The organism is Streptomyces sp. NPDC055025 (genome assembly GCF_053608565.1).
Genome location: NZ_JBSGVS010000064.1, coordinates 1 through 15009 on the forward strand (window position 1 = coordinate 1; position 15009 = coordinate 15009).

At 70.1% G+C, this 15009-nt stretch carries 16 protein-coding genes; 6 read left to right on the plus strand and 10 right to left on the minus strand.

Annotated features, from left to right (window positions below; all coding sequences use genetic code 11):
* Positions 1-77: 77 nt before the first annotated feature.
* From ACWGDX_RS31250 to ACWGDX_RS31265, 4 genes are all read right to left on the minus strand, one after another.
* The gene (locus ACWGDX_RS31250; RefSeq protein WP_453631000.1) at positions 78-596 is read right to left on the minus strand and encodes a SixA phosphatase family protein; all 519 of its coding nucleotides are present in this window, start codon (positions 594-596) and stop codon (positions 78-80) included.
* Positions 597-687: 91 nt separating this feature from the next.
* Entirely contained in the window at positions 688-897 is a 210-nt protein-coding gene (locus ACWGDX_RS31255) for a hypothetical protein (protein ID WP_453631002.1), read from the minus strand.
* A gap of 194 nt (positions 898-1091) precedes the next feature.
* On the minus strand, positions 1092-1208 hold the full coding sequence (locus ACWGDX_RS31260) for an SGM_5486 family transporter-associated protein (RefSeq protein WP_453631003.1): 117 nt from the start codon (positions 1206-1208) through the stop codon (positions 1092-1094).
* Positions 1209-1212: 4 nt separating this feature from the next.
* Positions 1213-2661 (minus strand): CynX/NimT family MFS transporter, encoded by a 1449-nt coding sequence (locus ACWGDX_RS31265; protein ID WP_453631005.1) that lies wholly within the window; start codon positions 2659-2661, stop codon positions 1213-1215.
* 84 nt (positions 2662-2745) lie between these two features.
* Here ACWGDX_RS31265 and ACWGDX_RS31270 point away from each other — a divergent pair, with 84 nt between their 5' ends.
* Positions 2746-3420: a FadR/GntR family transcriptional regulator gene (locus ACWGDX_RS31270; protein WP_453631007.1), complete on the plus strand. Its 675-nt coding sequence runs from the start codon at positions 2746-2748 to the stop codon at positions 3418-3420.
* A gap of 36 nt (positions 3421-3456) precedes the next feature.
* On the opposite strand, the gene ACWGDX_RS31275 is transcribed toward ACWGDX_RS31270, so the two are convergent.
* The 4 genes from ACWGDX_RS31275 to ACWGDX_RS31290 form a co-directional block, all read right to left on the minus strand.
* Positions 3457-3849 (minus strand): hypothetical protein, encoded by a 393-nt coding sequence (locus tag ACWGDX_RS31275; RefSeq protein WP_453631009.1) that lies wholly within the window; start codon positions 3847-3849, stop codon positions 3457-3459.
* A 261-nt stretch (positions 3850-4110) separates the two neighbouring features.
* Entirely contained in the window at positions 4111-4884 is a 774-nt protein-coding gene (fabI, locus tag ACWGDX_RS31280) for an enoyl-ACP reductase FabI (RefSeq protein WP_365906107.1), read from the minus strand.
* Positions 4885-4888: 4 nt separating this feature from the next.
* Complete coding sequence (gene fabG / locus ACWGDX_RS31285) at positions 4889-5608, minus strand: 3-oxoacyl-[acyl-carrier-protein] reductase (RefSeq protein ID WP_363084638.1); 720 nt, start codon at positions 5606-5608, stop codon at positions 4889-4891.
* A 168-nt stretch (positions 5609-5776) separates the two neighbouring features.
* Complete coding sequence (locus ACWGDX_RS31290) at positions 5777-7822, minus strand: GTP-binding protein (protein ID WP_453631010.1); 2046 nt, start codon at positions 7820-7822, stop codon at positions 5777-5779.
* A gap of 214 nt (positions 7823-8036) precedes the next feature.
* Here ACWGDX_RS31290 and ACWGDX_RS31295 point away from each other — a divergent pair, with 214 nt between their 5' ends.
* The 3 genes from ACWGDX_RS31295 (at position 8037) to tyrS (ending at position 12426) form a co-directional block, all read left to right on the plus strand.
* The gene (locus ACWGDX_RS31295; RefSeq protein ID WP_453631012.1) at positions 8037-9560 is read left to right on the plus strand and encodes a TldD/PmbA family protein; all 1524 of its coding nucleotides are present in this window, start codon (positions 8037-8039) and stop codon (positions 9558-9560) included.
* Positions 9561-9666: 106 nt separating this feature from the next.
* The gene (locus ACWGDX_RS31300; RefSeq protein WP_453631014.1) at positions 9667-11073 is read left to right on the plus strand and encodes a metallopeptidase TldD-related protein; all 1407 of its coding nucleotides are present in this window, start codon (positions 9667-9669) and stop codon (positions 11071-11073) included.
* An 84-nt stretch (positions 11074-11157) separates the two neighbouring features.
* Entirely contained in the window at positions 11158-12426 is a 1269-nt protein-coding gene (gene tyrS, locus ACWGDX_RS31305) for a tyrosine--tRNA ligase (protein ID WP_453631016.1), read from the plus strand.
* A 191-nt stretch (positions 12427-12617) separates the two neighbouring features.
* On the opposite strand, the gene ACWGDX_RS31310 is transcribed toward tyrS, so the two are convergent.
* On the minus strand, positions 12618-12908 hold the full coding sequence (locus ACWGDX_RS31310; protein WP_453631017.1) for a GlsB/YeaQ/YmgE family stress response membrane protein: 291 nt from the start codon (positions 12906-12908) through the stop codon (positions 12618-12620).
* A gap of 220 nt (positions 12909-13128) precedes the next feature.
* Here ACWGDX_RS31310 and ACWGDX_RS31315 point away from each other — a divergent pair, with 220 nt between their 5' ends.
* The gene (locus ACWGDX_RS31315; RefSeq protein ID WP_453631018.1) at positions 13129-13488 is read left to right on the plus strand and encodes a DUF3099 domain-containing protein; all 360 of its coding nucleotides are present in this window, start codon (positions 13129-13131) and stop codon (positions 13486-13488) included.
* 208 nt (positions 13489-13696) lie between these two features.
* The gene (locus ACWGDX_RS31320) at positions 13697-13942 is read left to right on the plus strand and encodes a hypothetical protein (protein ID WP_453631020.1); all 246 of its coding nucleotides are present in this window, start codon (positions 13697-13699) and stop codon (positions 13940-13942) included.
* Between the two features lie 22 nt (positions 13943-13964).
* Here the strand turns inward: ACWGDX_RS31320 and moaA are convergent, their stop codons facing one another.
* On the minus strand, positions 13965-14954 hold the full coding sequence (gene moaA, locus ACWGDX_RS31325) for a GTP 3',8-cyclase MoaA (protein WP_453631021.1): 990 nt from the start codon (positions 14952-14954) through the stop codon (positions 13965-13967).
* Between the last annotated feature and the right edge of the window lie 55 nt (positions 14955-15009).

The following is a 15009-nucleotide window of genomic DNA, read 5'->3' on the forward strand; positions in this document are numbered from 1 at the left end:
GTCCGCGCCGGGGCCCTCCCGTGTCCTGGGCGGATCAGTCATCTCCGGGGCGGATCAGTCGCGCATGCCGGGACGGATCAGTCGCGCGGGGTCCAGAAGTCGACGAGCCTGCCCACTCCGTGCTCCACCGACTTCCAGCTTCCGTTGAAAGCGATCACGGCCAGCGAGGCGGTCGGGAATCCCGTGCGGGTCATCCTGGCGATGGTGTCGCCCTCCGCCTTGCCGGAGAGGGCGTCGGCGAGCGCGTGCATACCGGGGTTGTGACCGACCAGCAGCAGATCGCGCACATCGTCGGAGGTCTCGTTGACCAGCGCGAAGAGATCGCCCAGGGTGGCGTCGTAGAGCCGGTCCTCATAGACGGTCCTGGGGCGTACGGGCAGCTCGTGCACCGCCAGCTTCCAGGTCTCCCGTGTCCTGGCGGCCGTCGAGCAGAGAGCCAGATCGGCGACGAGCCCGCTGTCGGCGAGCCTGCGGCCGGCGATGGGGGCGTCCGACCGGCCGCGATCGGCGAGCGGCCGCTCGTGGTCGGGCACGTCCGGCCAGTCGGCCTTCGCATGCCGGAGGAGGACGATCCTGCGAGGTGTATCGACGCTCATGCATCCCAGCTTCGCATGAAATGCGCCAGCGGGCAGAGGGTGTTGACGGGCTGCCCCGGCACGGGTGAACAGTGCTGGCGACTGCTCGCCGTTACCCCACCAGGGTCTGATGGATCTGCTCCAGGATGCGGCCGACCCCGGGGTCGGCCGCCGCGGCACGGGCCTGGCCGGAGCCCGTCATCAGCAGAAGCAGTGCGGCGAAGGCGACGGCGGGCAGGGCGACGGACCACCACGGCAGCCGGATCTCGATGCTGCCGGAGGCGGCGCGGGGGTGGGACCGTGGGTGGGTCGGGACCGGCATGGCCGCCTCCGTGGGTCTGCGGTTTCTGTTACCCCAGAACCTACGGATCATGAGCCCCCGGGCACATCCGGTGACCCACCCAGTGGACCCTGACCCTGGCCCCCTAGGGGATGGTGGTGCCAGCCCCACCTCTTCGCGAGGGCGCGGCCCTCCCCAGGCGACGTCACGGCGCCCCGGCGGTGTTACGGCGACCGTTACGGCGACGCGACCGACGCGATGATGCCGATCAGCACCAGGATGCCGATGATCGTGCCGAAGACGAGGAGCAGCTTCCGCTGCCCGTTCTGGGGGTTCGGGTCAAGGACTGGCATACGTTCAGTCTCGCATCCGCGCCTCGTCCTCGATCGTCCGGTCCTGTCCCGCGATCACCCCCGCCACCATCTGCGGCACCAGGAACCCCGCCATCAGCGCGATCGGCAGCCCCCAGCCCCCCGTGTGCTGGTACAGCACGCCCACCAGCAGCGGGCCCGGGATCGAGATCAGATAGCCGGTGCTCTGGGCGAACGCGGAGAGCCGTACGACCCCCGCGCCGGACCTCGACCGCATACCGATCATGGTGAGGGCGAGCGGGAACGAGCAGTTCGAGATGCCCAGCAGCACCGCCCAGAGCCAGGCACCCTCGGCGGGCGCGAAGTAGAGGCCCGAGAAGGCGGTCAGTCCGCAGATGCCCAGGCCGACGACGATCGGGCCCTGGTTCCTCATCCGCGCGGCCAGGCCCGGGATCACAAAGGCCAGGGGCACCCCCATCACCATGATCACGGCGAGCAGGAGCCCGGCCGTGCCCGCCGGGACCCCCGCGTCGCGGAAGACCTGGGGCATCCAGCCCATGGTGATGTACGCGCCGGTGGCCTGGAGACCGAAGAAGCAGGCGAGCGCCCAGGCGGTACGGCTGCGCCCGAGCCGGAGGCCGGGGGCCTGTCCCGTCGCCGGTCCGGGGGCGGCCGGGGCCCCGCCGGACGGCCCGCGGTCGGACGGCCCGCGGTCGGACGGCCTCCTGTCGGACGGCCTCCTGTCGGACGGCGGCGCCGCGCCGCGCTCGCGTACCAGACCGAGCCAGGGCAGTACGGCGACCGCGGCGAGCGCGGCCCAGATACCGAGCCCCGTACGCCAACTGCCGCCCAGCGCCTCGGTCATGGGGACGGTCGCGGCGGCGGCGACGGCCGTGCCGAACGCCAGCGCCATCGAGTACAGCCCGGTCATCGTGCCGACCCGGTCGGGGAAGTACCGCTTGACGATCACCGGCATCAGCACATTGCTGACGGCGATACCCATGAGCGCGAACGCGCTCGCCGCGAGGAAGGCGGGCGTGCCGCCCGCGAACGGACGGATCAGCAGTCCCGCCGTGATGGCCACCATGCCGGCGCAGACGATGGCACCGGCGCCGTACCGCCGGGCGAGACGTGGCGCGGTGAAGCCGAAGACCGCGAAGCAGAGGGGCGGTACGGAGGTGAGCACACCGGCGACGCTGCCGCTCATGTGCAGCCCGTCCCGTACCTCTTCGAGCAGCGCGCCGAGGCTGGTGATGGCGGGGCGGAGATTGAGGGCGGCGAGGACGAGCCCGACGACAAGGAGCCGGGTGTACCGGAGCGCCGCCCCCGGTGCGGGAGAATCGCCGGACGCGGACGCGGATACGGGCACGGATCCTGGCGCGGGCACGGATCCTGGCGCGGACCCGGCTTCCGGCGCGGACGCGGCGGTGGACCCGGCCGGCCGGGTCAGGGTCCGGGTGTCCACGGGTATCTGCGGCTGCGGTTCGTCGGGCATGGGGCCATCATAGAATCATGGGATGATTGACTGTCCAGCCGCCCGACTCCCCCTCTTCCGCCGTTCCACGAGACTTGGAGCATCATGGCGCTGACCTCTCCCCGGCGTTCCGCGCTCTCCGATCAGGTGATCACCGAGCTGCGGAGCCAGATCACCTCGGGCGAATGGCCGGTGGGCTCCCGTATCCCCACCGAGCCCGAGCTGGTCGAACAGCTCGGGGTGGCCCGTAACACCGTCCGTGAGGCGGTCCGCGCGCTCGCCCACAACGGGCTCCTGGACATCCGGCAGGGCTCGGGGACGTATGTCGTCGCGACCAGCGAGCTGGCCGGGGTGATGCACCGGCGCTTCGCCGGCGCCGACCCGCGCGATATCGCCGAGGTGCGCTCCACGCTGGAGTCCTCGGCCGCGAGGATGGCCGCGGAGCGGCGTACGGAGCGGGATCTGCGGCAGCTGGACACGCTGCTCGCCCGCCGTGAGGAGGCCTGGGGCGCGGGCGACCGGGACGCGTTCGTCGCGGCCGACGCCACCCTGCACATGGCGGTCGTCTCGGCCTCGCACAACGATGTGCTGACCGCGCTCTACGCGGACCTCAACCACCTGCTGCGCGACTCGCTCCGTGACGACGTGGGGCAGGAGCTGCGCCCGGAGAACCATATGGACCACGCACGGCTGGTGGCCGCGATCCGGGCGGGCGATGTGGAGACGGCGGGCGCCGAGGCCGCCAGTTACACCCGTCACTGTCCGCACGAAAGGGTCTGAGCAGCGTGGTGACGGTCCTGGAGCGTCCGGCGGCGCTCAGGAGGCCACGCGCTCATGGGTGATCCACACCTGGCGGATCTCCATCCAGCACCGCTCGGCGAGTTCCGCGTACCGGGCCGCGGCGATCTCCACCGCGGCGCTGTCGGCGTCGATGTCCCACCAGCGCTCGCACTCGACATGCAGCCGTACCCGGTCGGTCTCCGGATACGGGTTGTGGCAGGAGGCGGTGGCACGGGAGCCCTCGACCGCCGTACGGCAGGTGGCGCCGAAGCGTTCGGAACGGGCGCGCTCCATGCCCCCGCCCGCCGGAGCGGACAGATCGGCGGCGCGCACGGGTCCGCCCCGTACTTCCGAGGAGACGGCGAAGGCGGTCGCGATCAGCAGGGCCGTGAGGAGAGTGGCGGCCGTACGGAGATACGACGGACGCATGTGTACACCTCCTCCCCCATGGCGGCCCTCGCGGCGATCCGCGCAGCGGCCCACGAGGCCGCCGATACGGCAACCGGAATGCCCCGATGCGCTCAGTGTGGGGCCACTTGCCCCACTTTTCGAATCGAAGGGACACGGTCCGTCACTCCGCCGGATCACCGGGCCCCGGCGCCCCGGCACACGGAAGCCGCGCACCGTCGGACTGGACGGTGCGCGGCTTCCGGAACGAGGGGTGCGCGGGGCGCTGAAGCGGTCAGGCGGTCAGGCGCCCATCATGTGCACGCCACCGTCGACATGCACGATCTCGCCGGTCGTCTTCGGGAAGAAGTCGGACAGCAGACCGACGACACCCCGGCCGGCCGGGTCCGGGTCGGACAGGTCCCAGCCGATCGGCGCGCGGTGGTTCCACACGTCCGCCAGTTCCTCGAAGCCGGGGATGGACTTGGCGGCCATGGACTTGATCGGACCGGCCGAGACCAGGTTGCAGCGGATGTTCCGCGCGCCCAGGTCACGGGCGAGATAGCGGTTGGTGGACTCCAGCGCCGCCTTGGCGACACCCATCCAGTCGTACTTGGGCCAGGCGACCTGCGCGTCGAAGGTGAGACCGACCACCGAGCCGCCGCGCTCCATCAGCGGCAGACAGGCCGTCGTGAGCGACTTCAGCGAGTACGCGGAGACATGCACCGCGGTCGAGACGTCGTCCCAGCTCCCCTCCAGGAAGTTGAACGCGCCCTGCGGGCCGAAGGCGATCGAGTGCACGACACCGTCGAGTCCGGCACCGGCGTCGCCCTGGATCTCCCGGATCCGGCCGGCGAGCCGGTCCAGATGCTCCTGGTCGGTGACATCCAGCTCGATGACCGGGGCGGGCTTGGGCAGCCGCTTGGCGATGCGCTCGACGAGGGTGAGCCGGCCGAAGCCGGTGAGGATGACATCCGCGCCCTCCTCCTGCGCCACCTTGGCGGCGTGGAAGGCGATGGAGCCCTCGGTGAGGACACCTGTCACCAGAATGCGCTTGCCGGCGAGGATTCCACTCATGTGATCAGTGACCCATGCCCAATCCGCCGTCAACGGGAATGACGGCTCCAGTGATGTACGAGGCGTCGTCGGAGGCGAGGAACCGCACCGCGGCGGCGATCTCCTCCGGCTGCGCGTAGCGGCCGAGCGGTACCTGCGCGACGATGCCCGCGCGCTGCTCGTCCGTGAGCACCTTGGTCATGTCGGTGTCGACGAAGCCCGGTGCGACGACATTGAAGGTGATGTTCCGCGAGCCCAGTTCACGGGCGAGGGAGCGCGCGAAGCCGACGAGACCGGCCTTGGACGCGGCGTAGTTCGCCTGTCCCGCCGAGCCGAGGAGCCCGACCACCGAGGAGATCAGGACGACCCGGCCCTTCTTGGCCCGCAGCATCGCGCGGTTGGCGCGCTTGACGACACGGAAGGTGCCGGTGAGGTTGGTGTCGAGGACGGAGGTGAAGTCGTCCTCGGACATCCGCATCAGCAACTGGTCCTTGGTGACACCGGCGTTGGCCACCAGTACCTCCACGGGACCGTGCTTCTCCTCGATCTCCTTGTAGGCCTGCTCCACCTGCTCGGTGTCGGTGATGTCGCAGCGGACCGCCAGGCAGCCCAGCTCCAGCAGGGCCGCCGGCGGCTCGCCGGAGCGGTAGGTGATGGCGACCTTGTCGCCGTTTTCGGCGAAGACCCGGGCGATGGCGAGGCCGATGCCCCGGTTTCCTCCGGTGACGAGAACCGAGCGGCTCAACGGATCAGCCTTTCGTAGCGGTCTGGTACACCGAAAACCTATCGGTAGCGTCTCGTCCGCGGAGAATCGACCCCTGACAGCGCCTCGGTACAGACCCTGTTGGATTCCTACAGAAACACCCGCGGGGCCGCCGGAACACCCGCGCCGTACGGCCGGGAACGGGCCGGACTAACCCCCGGCGATCCTTCGCACGACACGCAGCAGGTACTCCTTTCGGTGGAGTGGATCGTGATCCGTGCGGGGCCGGGACGGGATGGCGCCGGTGACCGGGCGGTAGTGGTCGAAGGCGGATTCCAGTACGCCCTCGCCCCGGGTCAGGGTCGGCAGCCGCTGTTCCAGTTCATGTACCTGGGCCGCCGGGATCTCACCCTCCAGAACGTATGAGTCACCGCGCGTGGACGGTGTCCGGGGTACGGCGCGCAGCCGGGCGAGAACGGGCAGGAGCGCTCCGTACACATCCGCCGGGAGTTCGAGGCGGAAGCGGTGCATCGGCTCGTGCACCGTGACGCCGGCCTGCTGGAGCGCGCTCATCAGGACCAACGGCGTGAGATTGCGGAAATCCCCCGCGGTGCTCGACATGCTCTTGTCGAAGACACCGTGGGAATGGCTCTGCCGCGCCGCGTAGCCGGAGTGGGTGAGGGTGACCGTACAGTCGGGAATCCGCCATCCGTGAATGCCCTGGAACAGGGTCTCCTTGACCGTTTCCTCGACTGCTTTCATGAACGCGAAGGGCATGGAACCGAGTTCGACCTCCAGCCGGAATTCCACGCCGGAATCGACCGGCGCCGGATCGGCACGCAGTCCGACCGTGGCGAGAAAGGGATTGTGGTCCTTTCCCATGATCTCGAAGGCCGCGCCGGATCCGGTCAGCCGTTCCACACAGATGGTGGTCGTCTCCCGGAAGGTGACCTCGACGCCGAAGTCATTCGCCAGCGTCGCCTGGATGACCTCTTTCTGCACCTCTCCGTAGAGCGATACGGAGATCTCCTGGCGGAGTTCGTCCTGCCGGAGGTTGATCAGCGGATCCTGTTCGACGAGTTGGGCGAGTGCCGCGTGCAGCGCGCCCCGGTCCGCCGGGCGGCGGGGGACGACGACCGTCTCCAGCGTCGGCGGGGCGAAGTGCTCCGGGGAGACGCTCACGTGCTCGGCCCCGTCCGGGGAAACACCCGTACGCGCGGTGCCGTCGGTGACACCGGCGTCACCGACGGTGTCGCCGATCCGGACACCGCCGAGCCCCCGGAGGATGGCGATCCGCCCTGCCTCGGCCGACTCGCGGGGGACGGCCGACCCCTGGTCGAACACGCTGATCGCGGTGACCTTCCCCGCGCCGTCCCGGCCGAACGCCAGCCGGTCCCGGGTCCGTACGGTCCCCGAGAGCATCCGGACGTACGCGACCCTCTCCCCCGCCGGACCGCGGTCGATCTTGAAGACCGTGCCGAGGACGGCGCCCCCGGCGTCGTGCTCGGACGCGGGCAGCAGCTGCTTGACCCCGGTGATCAGCGCGTCCACGCCCGCGCCCGTGATGGCCGAGCCGAAGTACACCGGATGGACCGCCGCCCGCCCGGTCTGCGCGGCCAGCTCACGGTGGAGCAGGCCGTACGGAAGAGCCGCCGCGTCGTCCAGATACGCGGCCATGAGGGCGTCGTCGTGATCCGCGAGCGTCTCCGCGAGGCCGCTGACGAAGGCGGTCTCCGTACCGTCGTACGGGGCGAAACCGGCGCCGCGCGTGCCGAGACCGTATGCCGCTCCCATCGGAACGACCGCCGGGCTCAGCCGCTCGGCCACGCTCCGGAGCACCCGTTCGCCGTGCGCGCCACGGCGGTCGATCTTGTTCACGAAAACAATCGTGGGAATACGGAGCCGCCGCAGCGTCCGCATCAGTACACGGGTCTGCGCCTGCACCCCTTCGACGGCGGAGATCACCAGGACCGCGCCGTCGAGCACGCTCAGGGAACGCTCCACCTCGGCGATGAAATCGGGGTGTCCCGGTGTATCGATGAGATTGACGGTGATGTCGTCGATCAGGAACGACACGACGGCCGACTTGATCGTGATCCCGCGCTGCCGTTCCAGCGCGAGGGAATCGGTCGTGGTACTCCCGTCATCGACGCTGCCGATCTCGTCGATGACCCCGGCGGCGTGGAGCAGCCGCTCGGTCAGGCTCGTCTTACCGGCGTCGACATGCGCCAGGATTCCAAGGTTCAGCGTTCGCACGAAGTGTCAGGTCCTCTGTGTGGACGGCAATTTCCCGCTGGCTGGACACAGACGTTCCCCGCACGACGAACTCCTTGATCGATCCGATGTCGCGGGCGAGTACAGCAGAGCTCCCCGCCGGTCGCAACCGATTTGTCCGGCACTCGGCGGCGCCCCGTGCCCGCATGATTCACTGCGGACACATGACACACAGCTGTGAGAAGGGGAGGCCGACGTGCCCCATGAGGTAGATCAGTCGTTCCTGGCACTGCCGCTGCGGGCGCTCGCCGACGCCGCGCTCGCACGGGCGCGGGCGCTCGGCGCCGAGCACGCGGACTTCCGGTTCGAGCGGGTGCGCGGCGCGTCGTGGCGGCTGCGGGACGGGAAGCCCGCCGGGTCGTCGGACACCACGGATCTCGGGTACGCGGTCCGGGTCGTGCACGGGGGTGCCTGGGGTTTCGCGTCCGGGGTCGATCTGTCCATGGACGCGGCGGCGCGGGTGGCGGGGCAGGCCGTGGCGATGGCGAGGCTCTCCGCGAAGGTGATCTCCGCCGCGGGCTCGGACGAGCGTGTCGAACTGGCCGAGGAGCCGGTGCACTCGGAGAAGACCTGGGTGTCGTCGTACGAGATCGATCCCTTCGACGTGCCCGACGAGGAGAAGAGCGGACTGCTCGCGGAGTGGAGCGCGCGGCTGCTGCGCGCGGAGGGCGTCACGCATGTGGACGCGTCGCTGCTCACCGTCCACGAGAACAAGTTCTACGCGGACACCGCCGGTACGGTCACCACCCAGCAGCGGGTCAGACTGCATCCGCAGCTCACCGCCACGGCGGTCGACGCCGGCAGCGGTGAGTTCGACTCGATGCGCACGATCGCGCCGCCGGCCGGGCGGGGCTGGGAGTATCTGACCGGGACCGGCTGGGACTGGGACGCGGAGCTGGAGCGTATCCCCGGGCTGCTCGCCGAGAAGATGCGGGCGCCGAGCGTCGAGGCGGGCACGTACGACCTGGTCGTCGATCCGTCCAACCTCTGGCTGACCATCCACGAGTCGATCGGCCACGCCACGGAGCTGGACCGGGCGCTGGGGTACGAGGCGGCGTACGCGGGGACCTCGTTCGCGACGTTCGACCAGCTCGGGAAGCTGGCGTACGGCTCCTCGGTGATGAATGTGACGGGCGACAGGACCGCCGAGCACGGTCTGGCGACGATCGGCTACGACGACGAGGGTGTCGAGGCGCAGTCGTGGGACCTGGTCAAGGACGGCACGCTCGTCGGCTACCAGCTCGACCGCAGGATCGCGAGGCTCACCGGTCTGGGCCGCTCCAACGGCTGCGCCTACGCGGACTCACCGGGACATGTGCCCGTACAGCGTATGGCGAATGTGTCGCTGCGGCCGGATCCCGGCGGGCTGAGCACGCGGGACCTGATCGGCGGGGTGGAGCGCGGGATCTATGTGGTCGGCGACCGGTCGTGGTCGATCGATATGCAGCGCTACAACTTCCAGTTCACCGGGCAGCGGTTCTTCCGTATCGAGAACGGCGAACTGACCGGTCAGCTCCGCGATGTCGCCTACCAGGCGACGACGACGGACTTCTGGGGCTCGATGGAGGCGGTCGGCGGACCGCAGACCTATGTCCTGGGCGGCGCCTTCAACTGCGGCAAGGCCCAGCCCGGCCAGGTGGCGGCGGTCTCCCACGGCTGCCCCTCCGCCCTGTTCCGCGGCGTCAACATCCTCAACACGACTCAGGAGGCCGGGCGATGAGGCCGACCACCACCATCGGCCGGGGGTCCGGCCCGCGGCGCAGCCGCAATCTGACACTGTGCGCCCCGGGCAAGCACCGTCTCAACACGACTCAGGAGGCCGGACGATGAGCACCAGCCGTATCAGCAAGCCGCACGAAATCGTCGAGCGCGCTCTCGGACTCTCCACCGCCGACGGCTGTGTGGTCATCGCCGACGAACAGTCCTCCGCCAATCTGCGCTGGGCCGGCAACGCGCTGACGACCAACGGCGTCACCCGGGGCAGGACCCTGACCGTCATCGCCACCGTCGACGGCGCGCGGGGCACCGCGTCCGGTGTGGTGTCGCGCGCCGCCGTCACCGCCGATGAACTGGAGCCGCTGGTACGGGCCGCCGAGGCCGCCGCGCGCGGGGCCGGTCCCGCCGAGGACGCCCAGCCGCTGGTCGGCCCGGAGCAGGCGGGTCCGCCGTCCGGTGACTTCACGGACGCGCCCGCCGAGACGACCTCCGCCGTCTTCGCGGACTTCGCGCCGGCGCTCGGCGAGTCCTTCGCCCGTGCCCGTGCCGGCGGCCGTGAACTGTACGGTTTCGCCAACCACGAGCTGACCTCGACCTATCTCGGTACGTCGACGGGCGTACGGCTCCGCCACGACCAGCCCAACGGCACTCTGGAGCTCAACGCCAAGTCCCCCGACCGCACCCGCTCGGCCTGGGCGGGCCGGGCCACCCGCGACTTCAAGGACGTGGACCCGGCGGTCCTCGACGCCGAGCTGGCCCAGCGGCTGGCCTGGGCGGAACGCAGGATCGAGCTGCCCGCCGGGCGGTACGAGACGCTGCTGCCGTCGACCGCCGTGGCCGATCTGCTGATCTACCAGCTCTGGTCCTCGACCGCCCGCGATGCCACGGAGGGCCGTACGGTCTTCTCCCGCCCCGGGGGCGGCACCCGCCTCGGCGAGAAGCTCTCGGAGCTGCCGCTCACGCTCCGTACCGATCCGAACGAGCCGGGTCTGGAGTCGGCGCCGTTCGTGATCGCGCACTCCTCGGGCGACGACGCCTCCGTGTTCGACAACGGTCTGCCGCTGCCGGCCACGGACTGGGTACGGGAGGGCGAGCTGGCCCGGCTGATCACCACCCGGCACACCGCCGCGCTGACCGGGCTCCCGGTCGCGTCGGGCACCGGGAATCTGATGCTGGAGGGCGGCGGCGACCGGTCGCTGGAGGAGATGGTCTCGGCCACCGCGCGCGGGCTGCTGCTGACCTGCCTCTGGTACATCCGGGAGGTCGATCCGGCGACCCTGCTGCTCACGGGGCTGACCAGGGACGGGGTGTATCTGGTCGAGAACGGCGAGGTCGTCGGTGAGGTGAACAACTTCCGGTTCAACGAGTCGCCCGTCGATCTGCTCTCCCGCGCCACCGAGGCCGGGCGTACGGAGAAGACGCTGCCGCGTGAGTGGGGCGACTGGTTCACCCGGGCGGCGATGCCCCCGCTGCGTATCCCCGACTTCAATATGAGCTCGGTCAGCCGGGGCGTGTAGCCGGAGCGGAGCGCGCGCTCAGGCCCTCGACGACGCCCATAGACTGGTGCTCACCCAGGTGACCATCCGAGGAGAGACACGACCGTGACGGATATCGTCGACGAGCTGAAGTGGCGCGGGCTGTTCGCCCTGTCCACCGACGAGAACGCTTTGCGCAAGGCGCTCGCGGACGGTCCCGTGACGTTCTATTGCGGCTTCGATCCCACCGCGCCCAGTCTGCACGTGGGACATCTCGTACAGGTGCTGACCGTACGCCGGCTCCAGCGGGCCGGACACCGGCCGCTGGCCCTGGTGGGCGGCGCCACCGGCCAGATCGGTGACCCCCGCCCGACCGCCGAGCGGACGCTGAACGACCCGGAGACGGTCGCGGGCTGGGTGCGGCGGCTGCGGGCCCAGATCGAGCCGTTCCTCTCCTTCGAGGGCCCGAACGCCGCGACCGTGGTCAACAATCTGGACTGGACCGCGGGCCTGTCCGCGATCGAGTTCCTGCGGGACGTCGGCAAGCACTTCCGGGTGAACAAGATGCTCACCAAGGAGTCCATCGCCCGCAGGCTGGAGTCGGACGAGGGCATCAGCTACACCGAGTTCAGCTACCAGTTGCTCCAGAGCATGGACTTCCTGGAGCTGTACCGGCGGTACGGCTGTGTCCTCCAGCAGGGCGGCAGCGACCAGTGGGGCAATCTCACCGCCGGTCTCGATCTGATCCACCGGCTGGAGCCGGGGGCCACCGTGCACGCGCTGGCCACCCCGCTGATGACCAAGGCGGACGGGACCAAGTTCGGCAAGACGGAGGGCGGGGCCGTCTGGCTCGACCCGGAGATGACCACGCCGTACGCCTTCTACCAGTTCTGGCTGAACGTGGACGACCGTGACATCTCCGCGTACAGCCGCATCCTCAGCTTCAGCAGCCGCGAGGAGCTGGAGGAGCTGGAGCGGAGCACCGAGGAGCGTCCGCAGGCCCGTGCGGCCCAGCGGGCGCTGGCGGAGGAACTGACGACGCTCGTCCATGGCGCGGAGCAGTGCGCGGCGGTCGTCGCGGCCTCCCGGGCGCTGTTCGGGCAGGGAGAGCTGGCGGAGCTGGACGAGGCGACGCTGAGCGCGGCGCTCTCCGAGGTGCCGCGCGCCGAGGTCGCCGAGCTGGGCCCGGTGGTGGATCTCCTCGCCGAGACCGGTCTCGCGCCGAGCAAGTCGGCGGCGCGGCGCACGGTCAAGGAGGGCGGGGCCTATGTGAACAACACCAAGGTCACCGACGCGGACTCCGTACCGGGCCGCGAGGAGCTGCTGCACGGCCGCTGGCTGGTGCTGCGCCGGGGCAAGAAGAATCTGGCGGCGGTCGAGGTCACGGCCGGCTGACCGTCGCGGGACTGATCCCTGCGGCCCGGGTGGTCCTCGGAGCCCGGGGCGGTCCTTACCGTCCGTGGTGGTCCGCGGGGCGCGCGAGACATCGTGTGCCCCGCGCACCGCCCGGCCGCACGCTCCACACACTTCACGCTCCACACACTTCACGCGCCTCATGGCTGCACACGTCTCGCAGCCGGCACGCCTCACATGCGCTGTCTGGCACCGCCGGCCCGTCTGCCCCGGATCCTGTTCCAGAGCAGATCGACCACGAAGACCACCAGAATCGCTCCGATGAGCTGGAGCACATGGCGCGTCCAGTCGATGCCCCTGGTGTGGGCGACGCCCAGCCAGCCCGCGGCCCCGTTGCCCAGCATGCCGCCGAGGATGCCGCACAGGACGGTCAGCCAGAGGGGGATGTGCTGCTTGCCCGGGAGGACCGCCCTGGCGATGAGGCCCAGCACCAGCCCCACAATGATCGCCCACAACCAGCTCATCGTCGCCTCCCGGAGTGGTGCGCTCGCGCTCCGCGCATGTGCGGCCAGTCTGTGCCGGTCGCTCATACGGCGCATGTCGGACGGCTCCGTACGTGGCGCGATGAGAACGATCGGTCAGGATGGAGGGTGACCCGCTCTCGTGGCGGCGGGAGCCCCGGCGTACCGTGGTTCGCGATGGGCCCGGGGGGAATCCGGCACAGGAATCGGGTGAGGGAACGTGATGCGGAAGCGGAGCGGCACCGAGGTCTTCCGGATCACGGGGGCCCGGCAGGGACTCGCCGACGATGTGCGCGGCCGGCAGCGCCGCTATGTGATCTCGATGTCCGTACGGACCCTCGCGGTGGTCGCCACCGTGGCCTTGTGGAATGTGGAACGGCCGGTGGCGATCGTGACCCTGGTCGTCGGCACACTGCTGCCGTATGTCGCCGTGGTGATCGCCAACGCGGGCCGGGAGAACGCTCCTTCGCTGCCCACGACCTTTGTGACCGCGCCGGTGCCACCGATGATCGCGCCGCCCCCGGGACCTGTCGCGGCGGAATCCGGAGCCGAGACGAAGGGCCGCGAAACGCGGGAGAACTGATCTCCGGCGGTCCGCAAAGCTCAAGGAAAGCTCAGATCAATCGTGAAGTTCCGGTGCCCGGCACCCCATTGCCCGTGACATACTTTGTACGCGCTCCGCATCCCCCGTCGGAGCGACGGACCGACGCCGGGCAGCTCCCCCCGTGGCTGCTCGGCGTCGCCATTTCGGGTTATCGGATGAGGTCCGGGGCTTGTCCTAGGGTGGCGGGGTGAACCTCCCCGACAATTCCCATTCCGAGGCCGCGCCGATCTGCTCCGCGAAGGGCTGCCGTAATCCCGCCGTCTGGGTCCTCGCCTGGAACAACCCCAAGCTGCATACGCCGGAGCGGCGCAAGACCTGGCTGGCGTGCGACGAGCACCGTGAGCACCTCTCCTCGTTCCTCGGTATGCGCGGCTTTCTCAAGGACGTGGTCGAACTGGCCGAATGGGAGCGCCGGTCCGCCACCGATCACTGACACCAGCCGCCGATCGCGGACATCAGCCGCCGATCGCCGACATCGGGCGGTCCGGCTGGAGGAACGAGGGATCGTCCAGCCCGGAACCGGCCTTCTTGCCCCACATCGCCAGCTTCCAGATCGTGGCGATCTCCTCGTCGGGCGCGCCGGAGCGCAGCGCGCCCCGCAGATCCGTCTCCTCCCGGGCGAACAGACAGGTGCGCACCTGTCCGTCGGCGGTCAGCCGGGTGCGGTCGCAGGCATGGCAGAACGGGCGCGTGACGGAGGCGATCACCCCGACGCGGTGCGGTCCGCCGTCCACGATCCAGCGCTCGGCGGGCGCCGAGCCCCGGGCGCTCTCACCCTCGGGGATGAGCACGAAGCGGGTACGCAGCGACTCCAGGATCTCACCGGCCGTGATCATGCCGTCGCGCTTCCAGCCGTGCTGGGCGTCGAGCGGCATCTGCTCGATGAAGCGCAGCTCATAGCCCTGCTCGATGGCCCAGGCGAGCAGCTCGGGGGCCTCGTCGCCATTGAGGCCCGGCATCAGCACCGCGTTGATCTTGACGGGGGTGAGTCCGGCCTCATGGGCGGCGCGCAGCCCGCTGATCACATCCGCGTGCCGGTCACGCCGGGTGAGCGCCTGGAAGACGGCGGGCCGCAGGGTGTCGAGTGAGACATTGACCCGGTCGAGGCCGGCGGCCCGGAGCGCGGCGGCGGTGCGCCGGAGCCCGAGGCCATTGGTGGTCACCGACATCCTGGGGCGTGGCTCCAGCGCGGCACACCGCTCGACGATCCCGACGAGACCGGGTCTGATCAGCGGCTCGCCGCCGGTGAAGCGGACCTCGGTGATACCCAGGCGGGTGACGGCGACATGGACCAGACGGACGATTTCGTCGTCGCTGAGCAGCTCGGACTTGCCGAGCCACTGGAGCCCTTCTTCCGGCATGCAGTACGTGCACCGCAGATTGCACCGGTCCGTGAGCGAGACGCGCAGGTCAGTGGCCAGACGGCCATAAGTGTCTATGAGCACTCCGGGCCCCCTCCCTGTGATCGGATCCGACACCGTCGAGACTACGTCAGCCCAC

Bases quoted from the DNA above. Each gene is read 5' to 3' on its own strand.
- ACWGDX_RS31310 (WP_453631017.1), bottom strand. From the start codon at position 12,908: ATGAGCTGGTTGTGGGCGATCATTGTGGGGCTGGTGCTGGGCCTCATC.
- ACWGDX_RS31300 (WP_453631014.1), top strand. From the start codon at position 9,667: ATGAGCACCAGCCGTATCAGCAAGCCGCACGAAATCGTCGAGCGCGCT.
- ACWGDX_RS31315 (WP_453631018.1), top strand. From the start codon at position 13,129: ATGCGGAAGCGGAGCGGCACCGAGGTCTTCCGGATCACGGGGGCCCGG.
- fabI (WP_365906107.1), bottom strand. From the start codon at position 4,884: ATGAGTGGAATCCTCGCCGGCAAGCGCATTCTGGTGACAGGTGTCCTC.
- ACWGDX_RS31255 (WP_453631002.1), bottom strand. From the start codon at position 897: ATGCCGGTCCCGACCCACCCACGGTCCCACCCCCGCGCCGCCTCCGGC.
- ACWGDX_RS31265 (WP_453631005.1), bottom strand. From the start codon at position 2,661: ATGCCCGACGAACCGCAGCCGCAGATACCCGTGGACACCCGGACCCTG.
- ACWGDX_RS31275 (WP_453631009.1), bottom strand. From the start codon at position 3,849: ATGCGTCCGTCGTATCTCCGTACGGCCGCCACTCTCCTCACGGCCCTG.
- ACWGDX_RS31260 (WP_453631003.1), bottom strand. From the start codon at position 1,208: ATGCCAGTCCTTGACCCGAACCCCCAGAACGGGCAGCGGAAGCTGCTC.
- ACWGDX_RS31270 (WP_453631007.1), top strand. From the start codon at position 2,746: ATGGCGCTGACCTCTCCCCGGCGTTCCGCGCTCTCCGATCAGGTGATC.
- ACWGDX_RS31250 (WP_453631000.1), bottom strand. From the start codon at position 596: ATGAGCGTCGATACACCTCGCAGGATCGTCCTCCTCCGGCATGCGAAG.